The organism is Flavobacterium flevense (assembly GCF_900142775.1).
Taxonomy (GTDB): Bacteria; Bacteroidota; Bacteroidia; order Flavobacteriales; family Flavobacteriaceae; genus Flavobacterium; species Flavobacterium flevense.
On record NZ_FRCC01000004.1, the window covers coordinates 84,995 to 110,555 of the forward strand.

The 25,561-nt window shown below is 34.9% G+C and carries 26 protein-coding genes; 13 read left to right on the top strand and 13 right to left on the bottom strand.

Annotated features, from left to right (window positions below; genetic code table 11):
- The first annotated feature begins 157 nt into the window (after window positions 1-157).
- Window positions 158-2,272, top strand: a complete 2,115-nt coding sequence (locus BUB89_RS08390) for a prolyl oligopeptidase family serine peptidase (protein ID WP_073243956.1) — start codon at window positions 158-160, stop codon at window positions 2,270-2,272.
- A gap of 107 nt (window positions 2,273-2,379) precedes the next feature.
- Here the strand turns inward: BUB89_RS08390 and BUB89_RS18315 are convergent, their stop codons facing one another.
- Both BUB89_RS18315 and BUB89_RS08400 read right to left on the bottom strand, forming a co-directional pair.
- On the bottom strand, window positions 2,380-2,505 hold the full coding sequence (locus BUB89_RS18315; RefSeq protein WP_255312596.1) for a hypothetical protein: 126 nt from the start codon (window positions 2,503-2,505) through the stop codon (window positions 2,380-2,382).
- A 250-nt stretch (window positions 2,506-2,755) separates the two neighbouring features.
- On the bottom strand, window positions 2,756-3,070 hold the full coding sequence (locus BUB89_RS08400; RefSeq protein WP_073243960.1) for a GIY-YIG nuclease family protein: 315 nt from the start codon (window positions 3,068-3,070) through the stop codon (window positions 2,756-2,758).
- Window positions 3,071-3,238: 168 nt separating this feature from the next.
- On the opposite strand from BUB89_RS08400, the gene BUB89_RS08405 reads away from it, so the two are divergent.
- The gene (locus BUB89_RS08405; RefSeq protein ID WP_073243962.1) at window positions 3,239-3,553 is read left to right on the top strand and encodes an HPF/RaiA family ribosome-associated protein; all 315 of its coding nucleotides are present in this window, start codon (window positions 3,239-3,241) and stop codon (window positions 3,551-3,553) included.
- A 55-nt stretch (window positions 3,554-3,608) separates the two neighbouring features.
- Here BUB89_RS08405 and BUB89_RS08410 read toward each other — a convergent pair whose 3' ends face one another.
- Window positions 3,609-5,192 (bottom strand): L,D-transpeptidase family protein, encoded by a 1,584-nt coding sequence (locus BUB89_RS08410; RefSeq protein WP_073243964.1) that lies wholly within the window; start codon window positions 5,190-5,192, stop codon window positions 3,609-3,611.
- A 298-nt stretch (window positions 5,193-5,490) separates the two neighbouring features.
- Here BUB89_RS08410 and BUB89_RS08415 point away from each other — a divergent pair, with 298 nt between their 5' ends.
- From BUB89_RS08415 to BUB89_RS08450, 8 genes are all read left to right on the top strand, one after another.
- Window positions 5,491-6,855: an ammonium transporter gene (locus BUB89_RS08415; protein WP_073243966.1), complete on the top strand. Its 1,365-nt coding sequence runs from the start codon at window positions 5,491-5,493 to the stop codon at window positions 6,853-6,855.
- 110 nt (window positions 6,856-6,965) lie between these two features.
- The gene (trmB, locus tag BUB89_RS08420; RefSeq protein ID WP_073243968.1) at window positions 6,966-7,643 is read left to right on the top strand and encodes a tRNA (guanosine(46)-N7)-methyltransferase TrmB; all 678 of its coding nucleotides are present in this window, start codon (window positions 6,966-6,968) and stop codon (window positions 7,641-7,643) included.
- Window positions 7,644-7,686: 43 nt separating this feature from the next.
- A complete protein-coding gene (locus tag BUB89_RS08425; RefSeq protein WP_073243970.1) occupies window positions 7,687-8,322 on the top strand; it encodes a LysE family transporter in 636 nt (211 codons plus the stop codon).
- A gap of 154 nt (window positions 8,323-8,476) precedes the next feature.
- Complete coding sequence (locus BUB89_RS08430; protein WP_073243973.1) at window positions 8,477-9,631, top strand: helix-turn-helix domain-containing protein; 1,155 nt, start codon at window positions 8,477-8,479, stop codon at window positions 9,629-9,631.
- Complete coding sequence (locus BUB89_RS08435; protein WP_073243975.1) at window positions 9,628-9,957, top strand: MGMT family protein; 330 nt, start codon at window positions 9,628-9,630, stop codon at window positions 9,955-9,957. Before BUB89_RS08430 ends, BUB89_RS08435 begins: the two co-directional genes overlap by 4 nt.
- Before the next feature lie 200 nt (window positions 9,958-10,157).
- Window positions 10,158-11,285, top strand: coding sequence for an Mrp/NBP35 family ATP-binding protein (locus tag BUB89_RS08440; RefSeq protein ID WP_073243977.1), 1,128 nt, complete (start codon window positions 10,158-10,160; stop codon window positions 11,283-11,285).
- Between the two features lie 14 nt (window positions 11,286-11,299).
- Complete coding sequence (locus BUB89_RS08445; RefSeq protein WP_073243979.1) at window positions 11,300-11,539, top strand: NifU family protein; 240 nt, start codon at window positions 11,300-11,302, stop codon at window positions 11,537-11,539.
- Between the two features lie 76 nt (window positions 11,540-11,615).
- A complete protein-coding gene (locus BUB89_RS08450) occupies window positions 11,616-11,933 on the top strand; it encodes a 2Fe-2S iron-sulfur cluster-binding family protein (RefSeq protein WP_073243981.1) in 318 nt (105 codons plus the stop codon).
- Between the two features lie 58 nt (window positions 11,934-11,991).
- On the opposite strand, the gene BUB89_RS08455 is transcribed toward BUB89_RS08450, so the two are convergent.
- The 6 genes from BUB89_RS08455 to BUB89_RS08485 all read right to left on the bottom strand — a co-directional run bounded on the left by BUB89_RS08455 (window position 11,992) and on the right by BUB89_RS08485 (window position 17,794).
- Window positions 11,992-12,741: an SGNH/GDSL hydrolase family protein gene (locus tag BUB89_RS08455; protein ID WP_073243983.1), complete on the bottom strand. Its 750-nt coding sequence runs from the start codon at window positions 12,739-12,741 to the stop codon at window positions 11,992-11,994.
- A 58-nt stretch (window positions 12,742-12,799) separates the two neighbouring features.
- The gene (locus BUB89_RS08460; RefSeq protein ID WP_073243985.1) at window positions 12,800-13,582 is read right to left on the bottom strand and encodes a DUF3050 domain-containing protein; all 783 of its coding nucleotides are present in this window, start codon (window positions 13,580-13,582) and stop codon (window positions 12,800-12,802) included.
- Between the two features lie 151 nt (window positions 13,583-13,733).
- Window positions 13,734-14,912 carry an acyl-CoA dehydrogenase family protein gene (locus BUB89_RS08465; RefSeq protein ID WP_073243987.1) on the bottom strand — a complete coding sequence of 393 codons (1,179 nt, stop codon included), beginning with the start codon at window positions 14,910-14,912 and terminating at the stop codon, window positions 13,734-13,736.
- A 982-nt stretch (window positions 14,913-15,894) separates the two neighbouring features.
- The gene (locus tag BUB89_RS08475; RefSeq protein ID WP_073244375.1) at window positions 15,895-16,557 is read right to left on the bottom strand and encodes a tRNA1(Val) (adenine(37)-N6)-methyltransferase; all 663 of its coding nucleotides are present in this window, start codon (window positions 16,555-16,557) and stop codon (window positions 15,895-15,897) included.
- Between the two features lie 144 nt (window positions 16,558-16,701).
- The gene (gene rimM, locus BUB89_RS08480) at window positions 16,702-17,226 is read right to left on the bottom strand and encodes a ribosome maturation factor RimM (RefSeq protein WP_073243991.1); all 525 of its coding nucleotides are present in this window, start codon (window positions 17,224-17,226) and stop codon (window positions 16,702-16,704) included.
- 13 nt (window positions 17,227-17,239) lie between these two features.
- Window positions 17,240-17,794 carry a 30S ribosomal protein S16 gene (locus BUB89_RS08485; protein WP_073243994.1) on the bottom strand — a complete coding sequence of 185 codons (555 nt, stop codon included), beginning with the start codon at window positions 17,792-17,794 and terminating at the stop codon, window positions 17,240-17,242.
- Window positions 17,795-17,993: 199 nt separating this feature from the next.
- Between BUB89_RS08485 and BUB89_RS08490 the strand changes: the two genes are divergently transcribed.
- Complete coding sequence (locus BUB89_RS08490) at window positions 17,994-18,479, top strand: DUF6252 domain-containing protein (RefSeq protein ID WP_073243996.1); 486 nt, start codon at window positions 17,994-17,996, stop codon at window positions 18,477-18,479.
- A 157-nt stretch (window positions 18,480-18,636) separates the two neighbouring features.
- Window positions 18,637-18,987, top strand: a complete 351-nt coding sequence (locus tag BUB89_RS08495; RefSeq protein ID WP_073243998.1) for an RNA recognition motif domain-containing protein — start codon at window positions 18,637-18,639, stop codon at window positions 18,985-18,987.
- 103 nt (window positions 18,988-19,090) lie between these two features.
- Here the strand turns inward: BUB89_RS08495 and leuB are convergent, their stop codons facing one another.
- From leuB to leuC, 4 genes are all read right to left on the bottom strand, one after another.
- The gene (leuB, locus tag BUB89_RS08500) at window positions 19,091-20,146 is read right to left on the bottom strand and encodes a 3-isopropylmalate dehydrogenase (protein ID WP_073244000.1); all 1,056 of its coding nucleotides are present in this window, start codon (window positions 20,144-20,146) and stop codon (window positions 19,091-19,093) included.
- Window positions 20,147-20,237: 91 nt separating this feature from the next.
- Entirely contained in the window at window positions 20,238-21,755 is a 1,518-nt protein-coding gene (locus BUB89_RS08505; protein WP_073244003.1) for an alpha-isopropylmalate synthase regulatory domain-containing protein, read from the bottom strand.
- Window positions 21,756-21,897: 142 nt separating this feature from the next.
- Entirely contained in the window at window positions 21,898-22,494 is a 597-nt protein-coding gene (gene leuD, locus BUB89_RS08510) for a 3-isopropylmalate dehydratase small subunit (RefSeq protein ID WP_073244006.1), read from the bottom strand.
- 179 nt (window positions 22,495-22,673) lie between these two features.
- The gene (leuC, locus tag BUB89_RS08515) at window positions 22,674-24,068 is read right to left on the bottom strand and encodes a 3-isopropylmalate dehydratase large subunit (protein ID WP_073244008.1); all 1,395 of its coding nucleotides are present in this window, start codon (window positions 24,066-24,068) and stop codon (window positions 22,674-22,676) included.
- 608 nt (window positions 24,069-24,676) lie between these two features.
- On the opposite strand from leuC, the gene BUB89_RS08520 reads away from it, so the two are divergent.
- Window positions 24,677-25,402: a tetratricopeptide repeat protein gene (locus BUB89_RS08520; protein WP_141384613.1), complete on the top strand. Its 726-nt coding sequence runs from the start codon at window positions 24,677-24,679 to the stop codon at window positions 25,400-25,402.
- Window positions 25,403-25,561: the final 159 nt, after the last annotated feature.

Sequence of the window (25,561 nt, forward strand, 5' to 3'; positions counted from 1 at the left end):
GGCTTAGTAAAAAAAGAAAGGCACACAGATTACGCAGATAAGCACGGATTTTATTTTAATCTGTGGAAATCTGTTTAATCCGTTAAATCTGTGTGCCCATTTTTATATTCGTATAAATGAAAATCCTATTTTTGTGTAAATCAATAGTTCCGTTGCTATGCGAAAAACAATTATTATAACCACAATTATCAGTTCTGTAATGACCTCATTTGCCCAGACTTCAAAACCCATTCACTATCCTGAAACCCGAAAAGATGCAACAGTAGATGATTATTTTGGAACTAAGGTAAATGATCCGTACCGTTGGCTGGAAGACGATCGTTCAGAAGAGACTGCTGCATGGGTAGTTGCCGAAAATAAAGTAACGAATGCTTATCTGGAACAAATTCCGTTTCGAAATCAACTTAAAGAAAGATTGGAGCAATTATGGAATTATGAAAAAACAGGAGCGCCATTTATAGAAGGTAATTTTACCTATTATTTTAAAAATAACGGACTGCAAAATCAATCGGTTTTGTATAGAAAAGATACCTCGGGTAAAGAAACTGTTTTTCTGGATCCCAATACTTTTTCTAAAGATGGAACGACTTCTTTGGGCGAATTTGCTTTTTCTAAAGACGGTTCTAAAATGGCTTATTCCATTTCCGAAGGCGGTAGTGACTGGCGAAAAGTCATCATCATGGATGCTCTGAATATGAAAGTACTCGAAGATACTTTGGTTGATATAAAATTCAGCGGTTTGTCCTGGAAAGGAAATGAAGGGTTTTATTATTCGAGTTATGAAAAACCCAAAGGCAGCGAATTATCGGCTAAAACGGATCAGCATAAATTGTATTTTCATAAACTGGGAACATCCCAAAAAGAAGATAAAATCATCTTTGGCGAAAGCCAAAAAAGAAGGTATGTGGGCGGAACTGTTACCGAAGATGACCGCTATCTGGTCATTACAGCGGCGACTTCTACGTACGGAAATGAATTATATATTCAGGATTTATCAAAAGTTGGTAGTCCAATTGTAACCGTAGTTGCTGATTTTAACAGCGACAACACTGTTATTGATAATGAGGGAACAAAGTTGTTGATCGTCACCGACAGGGATGCACCTAATAAGCGAATTGTAACGGTTGATGTCAATAATCCTAAACCGGAAAACTGGAAAAATTTAATTCCGGAAACAACTCAGGTTCTGGAACCGGCTACCTGCAGCGGATATATTTTTGCACATTATATGAAAGATGCGGTTTCGTTAGTAAAACAATATGATTATTCCGGAAAATTACTGCGCGAAATTCAGCTTCCGGGATTAGGTACAGCAAGCGGATTTAGTGGAAAGAAGAAAGATATAAAGGTGTACTATACCTTTACTAATTACATCACGCCCGGAACTATTTGTGCATTAGAACCGCATTCCGGTAAATCAGAAGTTTATCTAAAATCCAAGTGCCAATTTAAAACCGAAGAGTACGAATCGAAACAGGTTTTTTATACTTCGAAAGACGGAACTCGAATTCCGATGCTGATTACGCATAAAAAAGGATTACAGTTAAATGGTCAGAATCCAACTATTTTGTATGGTTACGGCGGTTTTAATATCAGTTTGACTCCGGCATTTAGTCTTTCTAATGCAGTGTGGATGGAAAACGGAGGGATTTTAGCTATTCCCAATTTACGTGGAGGAGGAGAATATGGTAAAGAATGGCATGATGCAGGAACAAAGATGCGAAAACAAAATGTTTTTGATGATTTCATCGCTGCCGCCGAATATCTGATTGCTGAAAAATACACCTCTTCTGATTTTCTGGCTCTTCGCGGAGGCTCAAATGGAGGTTTGCTGGTAGGAGCCGTAATGACGCAACGCCCTGATTTGGCTAAGGTGGCTTTGCCCGCTGTTGGCGTTTTGGATATGTTGCGTTACCATACGTTTACCGCAGGAGCAGGTTGGGCTTATGATTATGGAACCGCTCAGGACAGCAAAGAAATGTTCGAATATCTTAAAGGATATTCGCCATTGCACACTATTAAAAGCGGAGTGCAATATCCCGCAACTATGGTTACCACAGGCGATCATGACGACAGAGTAGTGCCGGCACACAGTTTTAAGTTTGCCGCCGAATTGCAATCCAAACAATCCGGTAATAACCCTGTTCTCATTCGTATTGATGTAAAAGCAGGTCATGGCGCGGGAAAATCAGTCGCGGCCACCATACAGGAAAATGTAGATATCCAGGCTTTTACGTTATTTAATATGGGGATTACTCAGTTGCCGGAATAATATTTAGGAGCAGAACGACACCGTTTTCAACAACGCCTCGTCCCGCTGTACGCTGTATCTCTTGTTCCGCAAGCTCCACAAGAGGATGCCGCTTCCATCGGGGCTATTTACAAACTTCTTCCGAAGAATGTGGGATCTCCACAGGCTGCACCACGGATTGTGTTGTTACTTTGTAGAAATTCTAACGGAGTTCCTTCCTTCGTCAGGAAGACAAACTGGGTGGTGATCTTCATCCGCAAACTTGTCCTCCCGAAGAATGAGGGATCTCCACAAGCTGCATCACGGATTGTGTTGTTACTTCGTAGAAATACTAACGGAGTTCCTTCCTTCGTCAGGAAGACAAACTGGGTGGTAATCTACTTCCGCAAACTTGTCCTCCCGAATAATGAGGGATCTTCACAAGCTGCATCACTAATTGTGTTGTTATTTAGTAGAAATACTAACGGAGTTCTTTTCTTCTTTAAGAAGACAAACTGGATGACTTTATTGAAATAAATCATTTAAAAAATTCAAATCGGGATTAATTATTTTAATTAAATCCAATTTCTTTTCTCTTCGCCAGCCTTTGATTTCTTTTTCCCGGACGATAGCTTCTTGAATCCAAGTGAATTTTTCGTAGTATAGTAAATAATGAACTTGGTAGCGAGAAGCAAAAGTTGGATTATTAAATTCGATATTATCTTGGTGTTGCTGTAACCGAATTTTTAAATTATTGGTCACACCAGTGTATAAAACAGTTTTCGCTTTATTGGTAATGATATAGATGTAATAGGTATGATAACCTTCTTTGAATTGCATGATGCTAAAGTACAGAGTTTTAGCACTTAAAACACATCTTCTCTTCCCCTTTTAGATTTGATTTAAAAATTTTGACACACAAACAATAATCATAATGTTTTATTAATTTGTTCGCTTTTTGAATTAGGGTTGGTTAACTTTGAGAGACAATCATAAAATAATTATACTATGAAAATACAATATAATACAGACAAAAACGTAGAAGGTCACGAGAGAGCAGAAGCTTATTTTTCTTCTGAATTAGAAAGAGAATTAGCTCGTTTTGAAGAAAAAATCACTCGTATTGAAGTGCATGTAGGAGATGAAAACAGTGCCAAATTTGGATTAAACGACAAGCGTTGTCTGATTGAAGTGCGACCTGCAAAACTTCAGCCTATTGTGGTTACAGAACATGCTGAAACAGTTGAGAAAGCCTTTAGTGGTGCTTTAGCAAAAATAAAGAAAACGCTGACTACTACTTTTGATAAACAAAAAGTACATTAAAATAAATCCTATTTTGGATTATAAAAAGACAGTTACATTGCGTAGCTGTCTTTTTTTATTTTTCAAATAATAAGGAAGCCAGTTTTTCATCTCTTTTATAAATATCATCATAAAAATGAATCTGGTTCTCATTATCAACCCAGGCCGTGAAATACCCAATGTAAACCGGAATTTTGTTTTTTAATGTGTACCACGTTTCTTTCCCACTATTCATGGCTTCCTCAATTTTTTCAGGAGTCCATTCAGGATCATCTTTCAGAATTTCAATAGCCAGTTCTTTAGGTTTGGCTAAGCGAATACAACCGTGACTAAAAGCACGTGTTTCTCTTTCAAACAGGCTTTTGGATGGTGTGTCATGCAGGTAAATATCATTCGAATTTGGAAATAAAAATTTGATTAATCCCAGTGAATTTTTAGGACCTGGTTTTTGTCTGATGTTGTTGCCATTCCATTCCATGTTATGTTCAGCCAGATAATTGGGGTTTTTGGCTATGCCCGGAAGAATTTCGTTTTTCTTAATACTTGAAGGAATATTCCAGTACGGACTAAAAACAATGTATTTCATAGGAGCGCTAAAAATCACGGTTTTATTCATGGTTTTGCCCACCACAACTTTAGAACGTAAAACTACTTCCTGATTTTTAAAATAAGATAATTGAAAAGCAGGGATATTAATAGCGATTAATTCTTTTGATTTTGGGATGTCACTTGATACCCAGCGGCAACGTTCCATGTTGATTATAATGGTTTTAATGCGTTCGCTTATTGGAACATTTAAGTCAGTAATTAAATTTTTTGATATGATACTGTTGACCAAAAATCCTCTTCTTTGTTTGTAGTTTTGTATTCCTTTAGATAATTCTTTGTCATAAACTGCACTGCCTGAATTATTTTTAAGATCATTAGATAGAAAAAGTCGTTGTCTGATTGCTGCAATTGCTGTGGCGCTGTCTCCTATTTTGTAAGAGTTAATAGTGGTGTCTACAGGAATAGGATTCCATCCTCCTTGTTTTTCTGTTTTTCGGTATTGCTGAAGCGCTTTTTTAAGTAAAAAATACTGACCAATAAGATTTTTTTCTTCTTTGTTAATCAATGAAGGATTCGTTAAAAGAGAATCCAGATAGCTAATATACGATTGTCTTTTTCGGGGAATATACCATTCCACGGCTTTTGATTTTTCTGAATCTAAGCCTTCATATACATTCATTGTATAGAAAAAATACAAACAGGAATGCAAAAGTTCTGTTTCAGTATTTGGTTTTTGTTTTTCGGCAGGATTGTTATGAATTGCTTCAAATTTTTCTTTGTATGGCACATTTGTTTCAACTCCTTCGTCTTTTAAATTATTGGTTTTGTCATATAAAAGATAAGCAAATTCATTGATGCCATTTTTATCAAACCATACATAATGGTATTGGTGTTTTCGATAAAGCTGCTTTACATCTGATTTGTATTTTTTTAATAGCGGATAGGTATCAAAAAACGAATCCACTGCGGTACTGTCAAATGCACTTTGGTATGCTTCAACTTCAGCTACAGGGCTGGGATTTTGGTTTTCTGATGATTTATTTTTACAGCAGAGCAATGTCAATGTAACACACAGAGTGATAATTAAAAACAGGGTAATTCTTTTTTTCATCAGGGACAATTTAAGCTTTTATAAAATGAATAAACGCAATGAAAATTTACAACTTTTTTTTATATTTTTTTAACCTATGAGTTAGTTTTTACATAAATATTACAATTTGGAAAAATATTTTTCTCATTGAAAAGCTGTAAAATCCTTAAAATCGATAATTTTTTATATTAAAATTTTCTCTGGAGCGTTCAAAAGGGGTGGTTTGTTGTGGAGTTTCTTATTTTACAGCCCATTTAGGCATAAATGTAAATTATTTTTAAATTTGCCCCCAAAAATTAATGGGTTAAAGTTAGAAAATATGAAAATAGAGAAACGTTGGATCATTTCTTTTGTTGTAATTAGTATTGTTTGTATTTCGGGACTTTTTTGGGAAGTGCCTTTAGAGCCAGAAAACGTACATTCGCAATTTGGTACCATAGACCAGATTGTTCCGGCTGATGTGGCCTGGATGCTTACTTCTTGTTGTCTGGTTTTGATTATGACGCCGGGATTAGCCTTTTTTTATGGAGGAATGGTAGGAAAGAAAAACGTGATTTCAACTATGTTACAGAGTTTTATCTGTATGGGTGTAGTAACTTTAATCTGGGTTGTTGTGGGCTTTAGTATGGCTTTTGGAGAACCTCTTGGAATTCAGATTGGAGACGGTTTTTACAGTTTTGTGGGTGATCCTTCTACTTTTACTTTTATGGATTATGTTGGGGTTTTACCTCATAAAGAAATTGCAAAAACAGTTCCTTTTATGCTTTTTGCTTTGTTCCAAATGAAGTTTGCAGTTATTGCTCCGGCAATTATAACAGGTTCGTTTGCGGAGCGAGTTCGTTTTATTTCGTATTTACTTTTTATCTGTTTGTTCAGTATATTTATTTATTCGCCTTTATGTCACGCTGTCTGGTACCCAACAGGGATTTTAGGTTCTTTCTTTGGAGTTAAGGATTTTGCCGGAGGAACAGTAGTACATATGAGTGCAGGATTTGCTGCATTAGCAGGTGTTATTGTTTTGGGAAAAAGAAAAAACAGCAATCATGTACCCACAAATATTCCGTTTGTTTTATTAGGAACGGGAATGCTATGGTTTGGATGGATTGGTTTTAATGCCGGTTCTTCTATGGAAGCTAATGGTGTTGCGGCAATGGCTTTTGGGACAACAACTACTGCATCGGCAGCGGCGATGTTAACCTGGATCTTTTTTGACAGGATTAATGGTCGAAAAGTTTCTGCACTTGGTGCTTGTATTGGTGCTGTTGTAGGACTGGTATCCATTACACCTGCAGCCGGTTTTGTTTCGGTTCCTGAAAGTATGTTTTTTGGCTTTATTGCTGCAATCGTTTCTAATGTGGTGGTGTATTCTAAATATTTAAAGGGAATCGATGATACACTGGACGTTTTTGCCTGCCATGGAGTAGGTGGAATTATGGGAATGATTTTGACTGCTATTTTTGCTCATGGAGAAGATGCAAGTTTGTTACACGGTGGTTGGGGTGTTTTTGGGCATCACATGACTGCTTTGTTACTGGTTTCGATTTACACTTTTTTCGGGGCTTACATCCTTTTTAAAATTACAAATAAAATTATTCCGATGCGTGTGTCAGAGGAAAACGAAATTATAGGATTGGATTTGTCACAACATGATGAAACACTGTTTCCTATTGAATGTGCGGAATAAAAGTTGATTTTTTAGTATAAATTCTTAACATAGGGCAAGTTTTTATTTTTATAAAAGCTTGCCCTATGTCTTATTTATTTGCTTAATTTTGCTCAAATATTTAAAAAACAGTGGGAAGTAAAAATAAATTAAAACGATTTAAAGAGAACGAAACATTTAATAATGTTTTTCAGCCAACAAGAGAAGAAGTAGTAGGTAATTTATTTCCTTTAAGAGGAAAATGGAATGCGGATTTCTTTAAGAATGACAATCCTTTAGTATTGGAATTAGGTTGCGGAAAAGGAGAATATTCTGTTGGTTTAGCCGAAAGATATCCTGATAAAAATTTTATCGGAATTGATATCAAAGGAGCCCGTTTTTGGCGTGGAGCTAAAACTGCTGTCGAAACCGGTTTGCATAATGTGGCTTTTGTTCGTACTCAGATCGAATTGATTAATCATATTTTTGCGGAAAATGAAGTAGACGAAATCTGGATTACTTTTCCGGATCCTCAAATAAAATACAAACGTACCAAACACCGAATGACCAATTCGGAATTTTTACAGCTGTATAAAAAAATCCTTAAAAAAGAAGGTGTTGTCAATCTAAAAACCGACAGTGAATTCATGCATGGTTATACGTTAGGATTGCTTCACGGTGAAGGTCACGAAGTTTTATATGCTAATCATAATGTATATGTAAATTCAGGTAGTCCGGAGGAAGTGACTGCTTTTCAGACGTTTTACGAAAAACAATATCTCGAAATTAACAAAGCAATTACTTATATTCGTTTTAAAATAAAAGATTAATTGCTCTGATGAATAGCTTTCAGACTTTCCTATAAATAGGCTTATGAATTTAATTATATCCTTGTTTTCTGGTTTTATTTCGGCTTTTATAGGAATTACTCCTCCCGGTTTGCTGAACATGACAGCTGCTAAGGTAGGAATGAAAGAGGGAAGGCGTAATGCTTTCTGGTTTGTTTCGGGAGCAGTTCTGGTTATTTTTGTTCAGGTGTATCTGGCGGTTTTGTTTGCCCGGATTATTAATACACGTCCGGATATTATTTTGTTGTTGCGGGAAGTAGGATTTGGAATCTTCGGAACATTAACGGTTTATTTTTTATGGATTGCCAAGAAACCTAAAATCAAGCAGCCTAAAATTAAAAAATACAGTGAGAAAAAGCGTTTTTTTCTTGGAATGTTGCTCTCTGTACTCAACTTTTTCCCGGTACCTTATTATGTTTTTGTGAGTATTTCATTGTCTTCTTATGCGCTTTTTTCATTTGACATTACCTCCGTTTTTCTTTTTGTAAGTGGCGCTGTATTAGGTTCTGCTGTTGTTTTTTATTTTTACATTATCTTTTTTGAAAAAATAGAAAAAAGAGCCGATTATCTTCTTAAAAACATGAACACTATTATAGGATGTATTACAGGTGTAATTTCGATAATTACCTTGATTAATATTTTAGAACATTATTTGAAATAATTTTATTTTTTAAGAATTTACGTATTCAAAAAAGCGCAATTAGTGCCGTGTTGACGGTTTTTTGAGTTTTATAACGAATGTTTTTTTTAGGTTAACAAGAAAGTTGGATTATTTTATATCTTTAATTTTTTATCCTGAGAAATTCTAATCGAGTATGTTTTTAAGTATTGTGTTTTTTGTAACGGGTTTGTTAGGGTTTCTGACATTTACTGTTGTAATTACACAGTATAAATCGAATAGAAAAGTAAATTTTTATCTTTTAGTATTATTCTTTTTTATTGCCTTGCGCTTTTTTCTTTGCGGGATTTATAATCTGATACCTTTCTCGATTGATGAGGAAATTGCTTGTGTTTTCAGAACTTTTGGTACCATTGTATTTCCTTGTATGTTTCTGTATTTTAGGAATTTAATTAGTAATCGAAAAAATCCCGTTCCCGCAGATTTGTGTCACTTTATTATTCCGGTTGTATTTGGATTTACAAGTATTTTGATTCGTAAATATGCTCCTTATTTACAATTTTATATTTATTTTTTGTTCTTGTTAATTCCGTTATACTATTTGGTTTTGAGCTACATGGCGTTAAAAAATAAGGTTTGGTTTAAAAAATCTAAAGTTCTTATTGTTGACAGGCAAAAATTATTGATTAGAAATTGGTCTTGTTTTTTCTTTACGGTTTGTCTCCTGTTTGTAATCCGTTTAGAAGTTTCGCTTTTGTTTGATGTCTTTGTTTCGGGTTTTTCTCATGGAACAAGTTATTTGTGGATTTCGGCGATTATCAGTTGTGTTTTGTTCTTTAAAATTTTGTTGACAGATGAGGTTTTGTTTCTCACTCATAAAAACCTGAATAAAGAGGAGCGAAAAGATAATTTCGAATTGGTTTTTGATGATCTTTGGATTAGTTCTAATGACATTGCAATTGATAACATTGAGGATTTGAAATTACAAGAGCGTGTTGAGAGTAATCTGTCAGCCTATATTCGTAAAGTGGAGATAATGGCTTTAGAGCATTTTTGCTTTAGAAATCCTTCCGTTTCCATGCGCGATTTTGCAATTAGTTTAGGGATTCCTAAAAGTCATTTGCTGTATCTTTTTAAATACCATTCGGGTGTTAATTTTATAGAATTCAAGAAAACGGTTCGCATTTATGATGCCATTAGTTTAATTGAATCTGGTTATTTAAATTTGAATACCGTAGAATCGTTGTCTGAAAAAGCGGGTTTTTCTTCCTGCAATGCTTTTTTAAAGAGTTTTAAGGAAATTACAGATGTTGATCCTCAAGACTATAATGCAATTGTTAAAAAGATATGAAGGATTTAGAGCATATAAATTTTTTCGAAAGAGTTTATGAGGTAGTTAGAAAAATACCTTATGGCAGAGTAACTTCTTATGGTGCTATAGCAAAATTCCTTGGGGCAGCACGTTCGGCAAGAATGGTAGGCTGGGCAATGAATGCATCGCATTCCATGGAAGATGTTCCTGCACACAGGGTGGTGAACAGGAAGGGATTGCTTACAGGTAAATTCCATTTTGACGGAACAAATTTGATGCAGCAATTATTGGAAAATGAAGGAATCAAAGTAGTCGATAATCAAATTGTTGATTTCGAAAAAATATTTTGGCATCCCGAAGAATAAATTTATAAATAAAAGCCATAAAATCACAGTTAAAGGCTTTATAGTTAGAACTAATCCTGACATCGATAATTACAATTTAAATACTTTAAATTAAGAACTTAATCTCTTATCTTTGCTCCCGAAACGTCGGGACTCAAATCAGTTTAAATAAAATAAGCATTTAACTGAAAAATAGCAATTGAAAAACAGTATACTTAGTAATGAAATTAGATAGAAAAGAAATTCTTAAAGCATTAGAGACCATCACTATTGCGGGAGAAGGAAAAAATATGGTAGAAAGTGGTGCTGTTAGCAATGTAATCACTTTTGGGGATGAAGTAGTAGTCGATTTAGTTTTAAATACACCAGCCATGCACATTAAAAAACGTGCAGAGGATGATATTAAAAAAACAATTCATAATCTCGTTGCTGCAGAAGCTAAGATAAAAGTTAATATCAAAGTTGAAGTTCCTGAAAAACCTGAAATTAAAGGAAAAGCCATTCCGGGAATTAAAAATATTATTGCTGTAGCTTCCGGAAAAGGAGGAGTAGGGAAATCTACTGTTACAGCAAATTTAGCAGTTAGTCTTGCTAAAATGGGATTTAGCGTGGGTGTGCTTGATGCTGATATTTACGGACCATCAATGCCAATTATGTTTGATGTTGAAAATGAAAAACCAATTTCCATTCAGGTAGATGGAAAATCAAAAATGAAACCTATTGAAAGTTATGAAGTAAAAATGCTTTCTATAGGATTTTTTACATCACCTAATCAGGCCGTTATCTGGAGAGGTCCAATGGCTTCTAAGGCTTTAAATCAGATGATTTTTGATGCGGATTGGGGCGAATTAGATTTTATGTTAATTGATTTACCGCCAGGAACAGGTGATATTCATCTTTCAATCATGCAGTCTCTTCCGGTAACCGGAGCGGTTGTGGTGAGTACTCCGCAGGCAGTAGCTTTGGCTGATGCCAAAAAAGGAGTTTCCATGTTTATGTCAGAAGCTATAAATGTACCAGTATTGGGAATTATAGAGAATATGGCTTATTTTACACCTGAAGAATTGCCAAATAATAAATATTATATCTTTGGTCAGGAAGGAGCTAAAAATCTTGCAGAAGATTTAAATGTACCTTTTTTAGGAGAAGTTCCAATTGTTCAGTCTATTCGTGAAGCTGGTGATTACGGTCGCCCGGCTGCATTGCAAACAGGCTCAGTAATTGAAACTGTTTTTGAGAATATAACACGCAAAGTCGTGGAAGAAACAGTAGCCAGAAACGAAAGTTTACCTGCTACAGAAGCAATAAAGATTACTACAATGGCTGGTTGTTCAGCAGTTAAAAAATAATTTAATAGAAGAAAATGACAACAGAAGAATTAACAATTGAAGTTCAAAAGGCGCTTGATGAAATCAGACCTTTTTTAGAGTCAGACGGAGGTAATATCAGCCTTATTTCTATTGAAGACGATAAGCATGTAAAAGTGCGTCTTGAAGGAGCGTGTACTAATTGTAGTGTCAATCAGATGACACTTAAAGCAGGTGTGGAAACTACTATTAAAAAGTTTGCTCCGCAAATAGAAACTGTTGTAAATATCTTGTAAGAAAGGCTGGTTTTGCCTGAAAGAATTATTTGCTAAGACTGTTATATATTAAATCAATCAATTCCAAATAGTAAAAATGGATGTATTAATAAAAATCAAAGATAGAGAAGGAGTTATTCATGAATTACAAGCTCCTACTGATATGGCAATGAATGTCATGGAACTTTGTAAAGCTTATGAATTACCTGTAGAAGGTACTTGTGGCGGAATGGCAATGTGTGCTTCCTGTCAGTGTTATGTTTTAAATGATGTAAGTTTGCCGGAAATGGGAGAAGATGAAGAGGCAATGCTTTCAGAAGCATTTTATGTGAAGTCTAATAGCCGTTTAGGTTGTCAGATCCCAATTACTGTTGACTTAGAAGGTCTTGAATTAGAATTAGCTCCAGAGAGTTAAAAAATTTATTTCAATACTATAAAAATCGGCTGTTTTTCTAATTGAGAAACAGCCGATTTTAGTTTTTTAATATAGTAACAGCTTTTGGCAGCAAGCGATCTGTAAATAAACGATATGCTGATTCCGATGGATGTAAGCCGTCATTGGCAACTAAGGATGGTGTGTTTAATCCCTGGCGTGTAATATCAGTGATATTTATAAAAAGTATCGCATTAGATTCACAATAAGATTTTGCAAAGGCATTGTATTGATCAATTTCAGTCGAAATACTGGTCTGATTGCCGTAACTTTTTCCAAAAGGAGTGTAAGCATAATCAGGAATAGAAACCACAATTACATTGGTCTTATCTCCTTTGGCAAGCTGAATAGCCTTAGCTACTAATTCCGGAAATTCTTTTTCGTAAAGGCTAAAACTCTTTCCCTGATATTGATTGTTTACACCTATTAACAGGGTAACTAAATCATATTGAGGAGTTGGATTTTTAGATTGAATTGCCGAAATTAAATTGTTTGTTGTCCATCCGGTCTGAGCAATTATTTCCAGAGATAAATTGTTTTGCAGGTTAATATTTTTTAAAGATTTTGTGAGTTGTTCGGGAAACCTGCAAGTTACACATACACTTTCACCAATGGTGTAACTGTCACCCAGAGCCAGATAGCGTATGGTTTCTGTTTGGGTAGGAAGTTGTAGTGAGTTGTCTGTTGAAGGCGGTTTTATTTCAGATGGCGTCGGGATATCTTCACTGCTGCAGCCTGTGGCTAGTAGATAACTAAAAAACGTAACTAGTATTTTTAAGGTCGTTCTCATGAGTAATGAAATTGATTTTAATACTAGTTACGTTTTTTTTATAATTACGGATTGAAGTTTAAGCCATTTCAACTTTCATCGTGATGATTTCTTCGATAGCATCCCAGAGGTCAATTCTTTTTTCTAATGCTAATATAGAAACTTCTTCTACTTCTTTCCATTTTTGAGGGTCTTCCTCGCAAAGTTCTGTAATCATTTGCATGGCCATAGGTCCGTGTTCGTCAGCATCTAATTCGATATGTCTTTCAAAATAGTAAACCAATTTGCTTAAATCAATTTCCGGGAATTGTTCTTGGAAATTTTTTAAAATAGCATGAAACATTCCAGGGATTAAATCTTCTCTTCCAAAAGTGAATGCTGCTGCAATTTCGTGTGGTTTTCCTTCTTCAATCACACGGAAAGTGAAATCTAAAAATGCTTTGATACTGGGATGTAAGTCACTTTTTTTAATAGCAACAAATATGTTTTGTAACGATTGAATTTCCGATAGGAAAATTTTGATTTTATTAGTATCCGCTCCACAAGCTTCCATTGCCTCAACATACATCTCGTAATGACTCTGACGCTTGCCATCAAGTGTTAAATCAGTTTCTTCTGCTAAAACAATTTCGTTGATTAAATATCTTGTTTCCGGATTTTTAGTTGCAAACCACGGAGTTGTAGTGCAGGTTAATTGAGATTGTAATGCTTTTAACAATGACATAAAATCCCACACGGCATAAACATGACTTTCTAAAAACGTATGCAAGTCTTCGATAGTTTTTACCTTGTTATAAAGCGAATGCTGTAATAAAGCGCTCTTTTGGGATTCGATACTGTTGTTGATATGCTGAATATTCATTGTGAAATAATTTTGTGTAAAGATAAAAAAGCTGCCAGTTCTCAAAAGTATTCTGCATCGATTTTATCAATACTTTAATAAATGTTTATCTAATATTATTTACGAATTTATTCCGGATTAGGTTTTTTTTAGCTACTGAAAAAAGGAAGGATTATTTAAACGCCGAAATTCCGGTAATATCCATTCCGGTAATTAATAAATGGATATCATGCGTTCCTTCATAAGTAATCACCGATTCTAAATTCATCATGTGTCTCATTATCGAATATTCACCTGAAATCCCCATGGCACCCAGAATTTGGCGCGCTTCACGGGCAATTTCGATAGCCATGTTTACATTATTCCTTTTTGCCATAGATATTTGTGCTGAAGTTGCTTTTCCTTCATTTCTTAAAACACCCAATCGCCAGGTTAATAGCTGTGCTTTGGTGATTTCAGTAATCATTTCGGCTAATTTTTTCTGTTGTAATTGCATTCCTGCAATGGGTTTGTCAAATTGAATTCTTTCTTTGGCATAACGCAAAGCGGTATCATAGCAATCCATCGCTGCCCCAATAGCACCCCAGGCAATACCATAACGTGCTGAATCCAGACAGCCCAGTGGAGCACTTAATCCGGATTTATTAGGTAAAATATTTTCTTTAGGTACTTTAACATTGTCAAAAATCAATTCCCCGGTTGCCGATGCACGAAGCGACCATTTGTTATGTGTTTCAGGAGTAGAAAAACCTTCCATGCCGCGTTCTACAATCAATCCGTGAATTCTTTCGGTTTCATCTTTTGCCCAGACAACGGCAATGTCAGCAAAGGGTGCATTCGAAATCCACATTTTAGCCCCGTTTAACAGATAATGATCCCCCATGTCTTTAAAATTGGTGGTCATGCTTCCGGGATCAGAGCCATGATTGGGTTCGGTCAGGCCAAAGCAACCCATCCATTCTCCCGAAGCCAGTTTGGGTAAATATTTTAAACGTTGTTCTTCACTGCCGTATTTCCAAATAGGATACATAACTAATGAAGATTGAACCGAAGCCGTAGAACGAACACCGGAATCACCCCGTTCTATTTCCTGCATAATCAAGCCATACGAAATTTGGTCTAAACCTGCACCTCCATATTCTTGTGGAATATAAGGACCAAAAGCACCAATTTCGGCTAGTCCTTTTATTATCTGTGTTGGAAATTCTGCTTTTTGGGCATAGTCTTCTATGATGGGCGAAACTTCGCGTTTGACCCATTCCCGTGCGGCATCACGCACCAATTTATGTTCGTCCGTCAATAATTCATCAAGGTTGTAATAGTCCGGGGCTTGAAATAAGTCAGGTTTCATAATTTGGGAATTGAGTGTCTAATAAAGCTACGGAAAAAAAGAATAGTTTGTCACGTTTTAAGAATGTTTAACGTTTCATTTTCTTGTGTTCATTTATTAAATAATAAATTATTAAGGGTTATTGTTTCTTTTTTATCGGTGCAAATAATAAATAAAAAATCCATGCAAACCATGATATAAAAATCACTGCCAATAGCCAGGCTATTTTTTCATTTCCTGTGGTTTTTCGGGAGCATAAAATTATCAATATGGGTAAAAACCAGCAGAAAGCTACTATGGCTATTATTATTAAAACTGAAAAAGCAGAAGATTCCATACGTTTTATTTTTAGAGATTGAAAAATCAGATTACTAATGCTTAAGGTTTTTTTTTTTTTTTTTTTTCAATATAGCAATTTGAAATTTATCCAGTAATTATTTATCAAAGTTTAATTCAAATTTAAGAAATTATTTATGTGTTAATTTGTTGGGTGTAATTATCAAAAAATGTCAAAGGAATGTTTTTTTTGCGTAATGAAATGGAGTGAAAAATGTATCGAGAATCGTTTTTGATAATGATTTTTCTTGTCCTCGGTACAATCCCGTCCGAAAACGGGATTACTCGAACTGATGAAAAATTTTTATCAGAAACTAATTACACCCAACGGGTATGTGTTAATTTGTTTTAATTCGAAAAGAGGATTGTAATAAATTATAGCAAAAAAACCTCGTAGAGGTGTACTCTTTGTAGATAATAATACCGCAAAGGATATAAGCTCTGTAGGAGCGACCTGAAATCTATAAAACAGTTCACTCCTACGGAGTTTCGTTTTCGAGACGAATCACTTTTTCTACAAACAGCATACCTCTCCGAGGTTGTAATTAGAAATGTTTTTGAGGTGAATCTTTTTTCTGCAAACAGTACACTTCTACGAGGATACTGATTTCGAAATGAAATTTATCTTATGCATATTTGAAACAGGATTTTTTTTCAGATAAAAGTTTTACATCTTCAAGTAAAACTCCTTCGTCAAATCAATATATTCCGGAGTGTAAATGTGTCTTGCCGTTTCGATGATTAATTCATCAATAGGAAAAGGGGTAGTTTTATTTCGGCTAAAAGCCAAAAGGCTGCGTTTGATTTCGGAAGTTGGCGTTCCTTTTACGCGGGTAATTTTTATGGGATATAATTCGTATTCATTGGCAAGAGCCACGAAATTTTCTTCTTCTTTGTAAGGAATAATAACAGAAAAAATTCCGTTTTCAGAAAGTAATAATGCAGCGGCTTCAACCAAATCTTTAAAAGGCATAGCATCCTGAAAACGGGCTAAGTCTCGCTGATCGTTGCTGGATTTGTAATCTTCGCTGTAAAAAGGGGGATTAGAAACAATTAAATCGTATTCGTCTTCCGGTTCTTCGACAAATTCGTCTAAACCGGCATGAAAACAAAACAAACGATCATTCCACGGGGAATTTTCAAAATTATCTGTCGCTTGTTCGTAAGCGTCTTCGTCAATTTCTAAAGCATCAATTTGTTCTGCATGACTTCTTTGTGCTAGCATCAAAGCAATAATTCCGGTTCCGGTTCCAATATCTAAAATGCTGAAAGGTTTGTTTTCAACAGGAGTCCAGGCACCCAATAAAACACCATCGGTGCCAACTTTCATAGCACAACGATCTTGTTCTACAGAGAATTTTTTTAACTGGAATTTTGTCAAAATAAGAATTTCAAAAATTAAACCATTAAGAAATTAAGGTATTTAAGTAAAAAACTTGATGAACCTTAATTTCTTAATGGTTCACAATATTTTTTAAAGATACATCTCAATCAATCCCTCAGGAAGATCCATGATGATTTTTTTGTTCTCGCGATCTACTTTAACCAGGAAATGGTCAATCATCGGAATAAGAATTTCTGCTCCGTCTTTTAATACTTCAAAAAGGGGCTGGGCAGTAGTGTCATTAATGGACTGAATTTCTCCCACGAATCCTAGTCTTTTATCTTCGATTTCGAAACCAATTACTTCATGGAAATAGAATTTATTACCGGAAAGCTTAGGTAACATGTTCAAAGGCAGATAGATTTCACTGCCAATAAGTGCGTCGGCATCATCTTCTGTATTGATGTCTTCAAAGTGAACTCTGAGGAAATCATTTTTATGTAAGGAGCTGTTTTCAATAAAAAAAGGAACCAAGTGTTTGTTGCGTTCAACAAACACTGATTCCAGGTTTTCGTATAACTCAGGTTCGTCTGTATCCAGATAGATCAGAACTTCTCCTTTAAAACTAAATTTTTTGGCGATCTTGCCTAAATAGAAACAATCTTCTTTACGCATTTTCGCTTCTAAATTATGCTTGAGCTTCTTCGTTGTTTTCTTCAGTAGCAGCTTCTTCAGCAGCAACTTCAGTTTCTTCTTCTACAGCAGGAGTTGCAGCAGCAATAGCATCAGCTTCAGCTTGTGCAGCAGCAGCGATACGTTTTGCGTTTACTTCTTGTTCTGCTTTTAAAGCTTTAGATCTGGCATCAGCTTGCGCTTTTGATAAACCGTCTTTTTTAGCATCAACTTTTCCAGCTTTAGCTTCTAACCAAGCAGCTAATTTTGCATCAGCTTGTTCTTGAGTTAAAGCACCTTTACGAACTCCTCCATCAAGGTGGTGTTTCAATAAAGCTCCTTTGTAAGAAAGAATTGCTTTAGCAGTATCAGTTGGTTGTGCACCATTGTGCAACCATTTTACAGCGCTATCCAAGTTTAATTCGATAGTTGCAGGGTTTGTGTTTGGATTGTAAGTACCGATTTTCTCTAAGTATTTACCATCTCTTTTTGAGCGAGCATCAGCTGCTACAACCCAGTAAAACGGTTTTTGTTTTTTACCGTGTCTTTGTAATCTAATTTTTACTGACATAATCTATATGATTAAATTTTGAGGTACTCGACCTCGATTAATTAAGGCTGCAAAGATACATTATTTTTCTATATGACAAATATTTAATTTAGTATTATGATACATAATTGTTTAACTGTTTTTCGAATCGTTTTTTTTTCAGAATAATCAGAATGTTTTAGCTTTAATAGTTTATTTTTGTGGGTAAATTTTTTTATCTATGAAAAAACATTTTTTGTTTTTAATTGTACTCTTTTCTTTATTTTCCTGTCAGGAAGATGTGAAATTCAATAATCCCGCTTTTCAGGGAATGAAAGATAATGTTTTTTGGAGAGCTGTTCAAACGACTGCCAGAGTGAACTCAGGGGGTGCATTGGTAATTGAAGCTTACACGGCAACAGAAATTGTTACTTTAAAAACAAATTCGGCAGCTACAGCAACTTATTTTATTAGCACGCCTCGAATCAACACTGCAACTTATGTCTATACAGACCCAAGCACTCAAGAAAGCACTACATTCTCTTCTGGGTCCGGAGTTGGGGTTATCGATGGACAAATTGTAATTACCGAATACAACCAGGTTGACAAAACTATTTCAGGAACATTCAAGTTTAATTTAGAAAACACTTTTGATAATCCATTAGCAGGACCTAATTTGAACTTTCAATATGGAGTTTTCTATAAAATTCCAGTAACTGTAGAATAAACCTGGCTGCGGCTATTTTGTTGGTTTTTACTTTATTCTGTATTTTATCTTATTTTCTTTTGTATCAAATATTAAATAAAAATATAAATAAGCTTATTTATAGTGGGTTATAAAAAAATAAGACTACATTTGTCACAATTATTATAAATAAGTATATATGAATATTTTTGTTGGAAGCCTTCCATTTAGTATTGAGGAAGCAGATTTAAGAGAGTCTTTTGAGGCTTACGGAGCAGTTGATTCTGTTAAAATTATTACTGATAAATTTACTGGAAGAAGTAAAGGATTCGGTTTTGTTGAGATGCCAGTTGATGCTGAAGCTCAAAAAGCAATTGATGAATTGAACGGAGCTACTGTTCAGGGACGTGCAATTGTTGTTAATAAATCTGAGCCGAAACCAGAAGGTGAAAGAAGAAGTTTTAACAACAACCGTGGAGGTGATTCTCGCGGAGGTTACGGAAACAGCCGTGGTGGAAATGACCGTGGTGGTAACAGAGGAGGATATTAATATTTTTTCTTTTATATAAAAAAAGGGGACAATGTAAATTGTCCCCTTTTTTGTTTTCCTCATCCCGTCCCTCTCCAAAGGAGAGGGAGAAAAATAGTTTTTTTTAGATATTAGCAGCTAGCCAGTCTCCAACTTCTTTAGTACCATAAGCTTTTCCGCCGTCAGCTAAGTCTTCAGTAACAACTCCTGCTTCTAAAGCTTTGTTTACCGCATCTCTCATTGCTTTTCCTTCTTCCATCAATCCGAAGTTTTCAAACATCATAGCAGCAGATAATACCGTAGCCATTGGGTTAGCAATGTTCAAGCCAGTTGCTTGTGGGTAAGAGCCGTGAATAGGTTCGAATAAAGATACTTCAGCTCCCATAGATGCAGATGGCATTAATCCCATTGATCCTGAAATTACAGAAGCCTCATCTGTTAAGATATCTCCAAATAAGTTTTCCGTAATTAATACGTCATAAGAATTTGGCCATTGTACTAAACGCATTGCAACTGCATCAACAAATTCGTAAGAAACAGTAACTTCTGGATAATCTTTTTCCATTGCCTGAACTGTTTCTCTCCATAAACGTGAAGTTTCTAATACGTTAGCTTTATCTACACAACATAATTTTTTAGAACGAGTCATAGCTAATTCAAAACCTTTTTTAGCTAAACGTTGTACTTCAGCTCTTGTGTAAACACAGTTGTCAAAAGCAGTATCTCCGTTGTCTCTTCTTCCTTTTTCTCCAAAGTAAATACCTCCGGTTAATTCTCTTAAGAATACTAAGTCAGTTCCTTCAATTCTTTCTCTTTTCAATGGAGATTTATCTAATAAAGAAGGGAATGTAAATGTAGGTCTGACATTTGCAAATAAACCTAAAGCTTTACGCATTTTTAACAAACCTTGTTCCGGACGTACAGGTGCAGAAGGATCGTTGTCGTATTTAGGATGTCCAATAGCTCCAAACAAAACGGCATCAGCATTTTTACAAACTTCATGTGTAGCATCAGGATAAGGTTCGCCTACTGCATCAATCGCAGCAGCACCTGTTAAAGCTGGTTTCCAGGTAATTTCATGTCCAAATTTTTGTGCAATTGCATCTGATACTTTTACTGCCTGATCAATTACTTCCGGTCCGATTCCGTCCCCTGCTAAAAGTGCGATATTTAACTTCATTATTATTTTGTATTTATATTAATTTACTATTTGTTTTTTCCTCCCTGTTTCATTTAGTCTCCCTTCCCTTTGGGGAGGGCTGGGGTGGGGATTACACCACGTTAAGCATTTTTTGAGTAGCAATAATAGCCGCTACCGTCTGATCAGAGTCTAAGCCTCGTGTTTTAAATTCTTTTCCGTCATTTAACCAGGTAATGATGGTTTCGCATAAAGCATCCGAACTACTTCCGGGAGGGATTCTCACAGCGTAGTCAATCAGTTTAGGTAAAGTCATTTTTTTAGTTTTATACACTTTTGCTAAAGCGTTCATAAAAGCATCAAACTGACCATCGCCTTGTGCGTGTTCCTCAATAATTTGTCCGTCAATTTTAAGACAAATAGTTGTTGAAGGACGCATCCCTTTAGCATGAGATAATAAATAGGATTCTACCGTTATTTTTTCCTCATAAGTATGGCTGTCTAAAACATCTGATATGATATAAGGTAAATCTTCTTTAGTAACGGTTTCTTTTTTGTCGCCCAATTCAATAATTCTTTGGGTAACCAATTTTAAATCTTCCTGGTTTAATTGTAAGCCTAATTCCTGAAGATTTTTTTCAATATTTGCTTTTCCGGAAGTTTTTCCTAAAGCATATTTTCTTTTTCTTCCAAAACGTTCCGGCAATAAATCATTAAAATATAAATTGTTTTTATTGTCTCCATCAGCGTGAATTCCTGCTGTCTGAGTAAAAACATTATCGCCTACAATAGGTTTATTAGCCGGAATTCTATATCCTGTAAAGGTTTCGACTAATTTACTTACTGAATATAATGAAGTTTCTTTTACACCAATTTCAATCTCAGGCATAAAATCATTAATTACAGCAATTGTACTGGCTAAAGGTGCATTTCCGGCACGTTCTCCCATTCCGTTTACGGTAACGTGTAGTCCGTGAATACCTGCTTTTAAGGATTCCATTACGTTAGCAACACTTAAGTCGTAATCGTTGTGTGCGTGGAAATCAAAGTGAATTCCAGGATATCTTTTAGTAATCGCTGAAATAAACTGGAAAGTTTCCGAAGGAATAAGTACGCCCAAAGTATCCGGAAGCAAAATTCTTTTTACAGGTTGGGTACTAATAAAATCTAAATATTGGTACACATATTCGGGTGAATTACGCATACCGTTACTCCAGTCTTCCAGATAAACATTGGTTTCAATTCCGTTTTTATGAGCCAGAGCGATGCTTTCGGCTATTTCTTCAAAATGTTGTTCCGGTGATTTTTTTAATTGATGGGTCAAATGATTCAGAGAACCTTTAGTTAAAAGATTTTGAACTTTAGCTCCTGATTTTTTCATCCATTCGATAGAAAGTCCTTTATCAACGAATGTTAAAACCTCAATTTTGTTAGCATATCCTTTGGTTTCTGCCCAAGTCATAATTCCTTTCACGCCTTCAAATTCTCCTTCGCTTACTCGAGCCGAAGCAATTTCGATACGATCAACGTGTAATTCTTCTAATAATAATTGGGCAATGGTTAGTTTTTCTGCAGCAGAAAATGATACTCCTGAGGTTTGTTCACCATCACGAAGTGTCGTATCCATTATTTCAATTTTTCTTTTTCCCATTATAAATTTGATGCTAAAAAAGGTTCTGATTTCCTGATTTTGAAATCATTTTATGGTATGTTTGATAAACGCTAAAAGCAGCTGCTAGTCACAATCCTGAAAAGGTTGCTTTAGCAGCTGCATTTTTATATGATACTATTATTTAGTAAGGAAGTTTGTCAGCAAAGCTTACAATTTCTTCTTTGATGTTTTGTAAATAATCAATGTCATCAAAACCATTGATCATATTGTTCTTTTTGTATCCGTTGATGTCAAAAGATTCTTTTTCACCTGTAGCTTTCAATGTAATAGTTTGCTCCGGTAAGTTGATTTCTAATTCTGTTTTAGGATCAGCTTCGATAGCAGCAAAGATTTTATCTGAAAATTCAGGAGAAACCTGTACTGGTAAAACTCCGATGTTTAAACAGTTTCCTTTGAAAATATCTGCAAAGAAAGAAGAAACCACAGCACGGAATCCGTAATCATAAACTGCCCATGCAGCGTGCTCACGAGAAGAACCTGAACCAAAGTTTTTTCCTCCTACAAGGATTTTTCCGCTGTAAGTTGGATTGTTTAATACAAAATCAGCTTTTGGAGTATCGTCTCCATTGTATCTCCAGTCTCTGAAAAGGTTGTCTCCAAAACCTTCACGTTTTGTAGCTTTAAGGAAACGAGCCGGGATAATTTGGTCAGTATCTACGTTTTCTATCGGTAGTGGCACTGCACTACTGGTAAGTATATTAAATTTATCGTATGCCATTTGATTTTTGATTTTTGATTAACGATTTTTGATTTTTGATTTACCGTAGGTAAAAACAATCGTAAACGCTAATGTTATTTTGTGTAACCTAAATTGTATTCTAAACTGAATGTTATAAAAGAATTTGTCGATTAACGAAATCTGAATTCAGAAATCGTTAATCTGCATTCATCAATCTTTTATAACAAATCTCTTGGGTCAGTTAATTTTCCGGTAACTGCTGCTGCTGCTGCCATAATAGGAGAAGCTAACAAAGTTCTTGAACCAGGACCCTGACGACCTTCGAAGTTTCTGTTAGAAGTACTTACTGCATATTTTCCTGCAGGTACTTTGTCATCATTCATCGCTAAACAAGCGGAACAACCTGGCTGACGCAATACAAAACCAGCTTCAGTCAAGATATCTAAAATTCCTTCTTCTTTAATTTGAGCCTCAACAACGTGAGAACCCGGAACTAGCCAAGCAGTTACGTTATCCGCTTTTTTACGACCTTTTACAATTTCAGCAAAAGCTCTAAAATCTTCAATACGACCATTAGTACAACTTCCTAAGAAAACATAATCAATTGGTTTGCCAATCATTACATCATCTTCTTCGAAGCCCATGTAAGCTAATGATTTTTTGTAAGTTTCCGCACCACCTTCAACCTGATTGGCAGCCGGGATATGTTTAGAAATACCAATTCCCATACCCGGATTTGTTCCGTAAGTAATCATTGGTTCAATATCTTCGGCATTGATGTTTAATTCAGCATCAAATTTAGCACCTTCGTCTGTTTTTAAAGTTTTCCAGTATGCTACTGCTTTTGTCCAGGCTTCTCCTTTTGGAGCATGTAATCTACCTTCTAAGTAATCAAATGTTTTTTGATCAGGAGCAATCATACCTCCACGAGCACCCATTTCGATAGAAAGGTTACATACAGTCATACGACCTTCCATTGTCATTTCTTCGAAAACATTTCCTGCGTATTCAGCAAAATATCCTGTACCTCCGGAAGTAGTCAATTGAGCAATGATATAAAGTGCAACGTCTTTTGGACCAACACCTTTGCTTAATTTTCCATTTACGTTAATACGCATTTTTTTAGGCTTCGGTTGCATGATACATTGTGTAGAAAGAACCATTTCTACTTCAGAAGTACCAATTCCGAAAGCAATAGCACCAAAAGCACCATGAGTAGAAGTATGTGAATCTCCACATACGATTGTAGCACCTGGCAAAGTAATTCCGTTTTCAGGACCTACTACGTGTACAATTCCATTTTTTTGATGACCTAACCCCCAGTGAGAAATTCCGTATTCTGCGGAGTTATCTTCTAATGCCTGTAATTGATTAGCAGATAAAGCGTCTTCAACAGGTAAGTGCTGGTTAATGGTAGGTGTATTGTGATCGGCAGTTGCAAATGTGCGTTCAGGATACAATACTGAAACGCCTCTTGATTTTAATCCAAGGAAAGCTACTGGACTTGTAACTTCATGAATGAAATGACGATCAATAAAAAACACATCTGGTCCGTCTTCAATTTTACGCACAACATGCGAATCCCATACTTTGTCAAATAATGTCTTACTCATTTTTTAATTTTTTTTAGTGTATTTCTGTGTTTTGTACTGCCCTGTTTTTGAAGAGGGTGGTAACAAGAAGGCAAAAGTATAAAAATGAAATCATGTATTCAATTAATATTATCGATTATATACGATACCCAAACAATATTAATAAGATGATGAGCTTTTGTTTTGCATGCTTGTGTTTTAGAGAGTTAGTTTTTTTTATTTCTATTTTCTTTTATTAAGTTGTGTTTGTAACAGTTGTTAATGGATTTGTCTTTTGTGAATTTTTAGGCTTTTTCAGCTTATTGTTTGTTTTTGTTTAATAAAATGTTAAATGTGTGGTTGAAAATATAATAATCAATAATGTTTGTGTAAGCTAAGTCCTTTTGGGAAACGTTTTTATATTTGAAAATAAATCAGCTTGCTAATCTCTTTAAGGGGTGTGTTTTTTTGATAAAATATTACGACAACCAAAAAAAATAGAAAATTAAATTCAGTAGTTCTTTTTTATACTCCATTATGGTTTAGATTATCAGGAGTTATGTATTTTATATGCTCTATCTTTGTAGTTTAAAACCTTGAAAATGTTTAGCGATATCTTACATAATTATAAATTAGTTAAAAAGACTGTTATGGTGTTCATAACACTCTTAAGTATGCTGAATTCTTATCCCGGTTTTAGTCAGATGCGTACTGTTTACAAAGATATTGAAACTAAAAATGTACTGTATTATAAAGTAGAAGAGATAGTGAATATGGTTTTTGGGGGTACTACAACACGTTACACAGTATCTGATTTAAGTTTAATAAGCAAGATTGAATTAGGACCTGAAAATATTAGAATTATCACTCCTGTTTATAAAGACGAAAGATACAAGAAGAAATATTATATAGAGACTAAGAATTTAGATAAAAAAACAGAGAAAAACAGAGAGCCAACCAGTTTACTCGAAATTGCCATTGAAAGTGGGGAAATCGAAATTTCTCAGAATGCCGAGATAGAACAAAGTAAATTAGCTCTTGTAATTGGTAAAATAACAAAAACAGAAGTTGTTCCTGTAGTAGAGAATGAGTCTAAAGGAGAAAAACAAGATTATATTTTAGTAAATGTTGTGCATGTTTATGAGAGGGTACTTGAAAAAGGTTATAAATCGGCTTTTATGTTTCAAAAAGTAGCCGATCATTACTACTTTAAAGATCAAATGGAAAAAGCAGTAAAATGGTATGAAGAATTATTTGCTTTAACTAATGATTTAGATCCCATGTACTATTATCGTTTTGGAAATGCATTGTTAAAAACCGGAAATACAGACAGAGGTAATGCTATAATTGAAAAATTCAATCAATTGGGGGAATAAAATAATAACTTAAAAACTCCTCTTTTTTGTTCATAACTTCCCTTTATTATCCTCTAAAAAAAAACTAAATTTGAAATTCAAATTTTGTGATTCATCATTAATTTAAAACATTTATAACCAGTTAAATAAATAGCCAAAACTTGATAAAAGTTTCGGCTC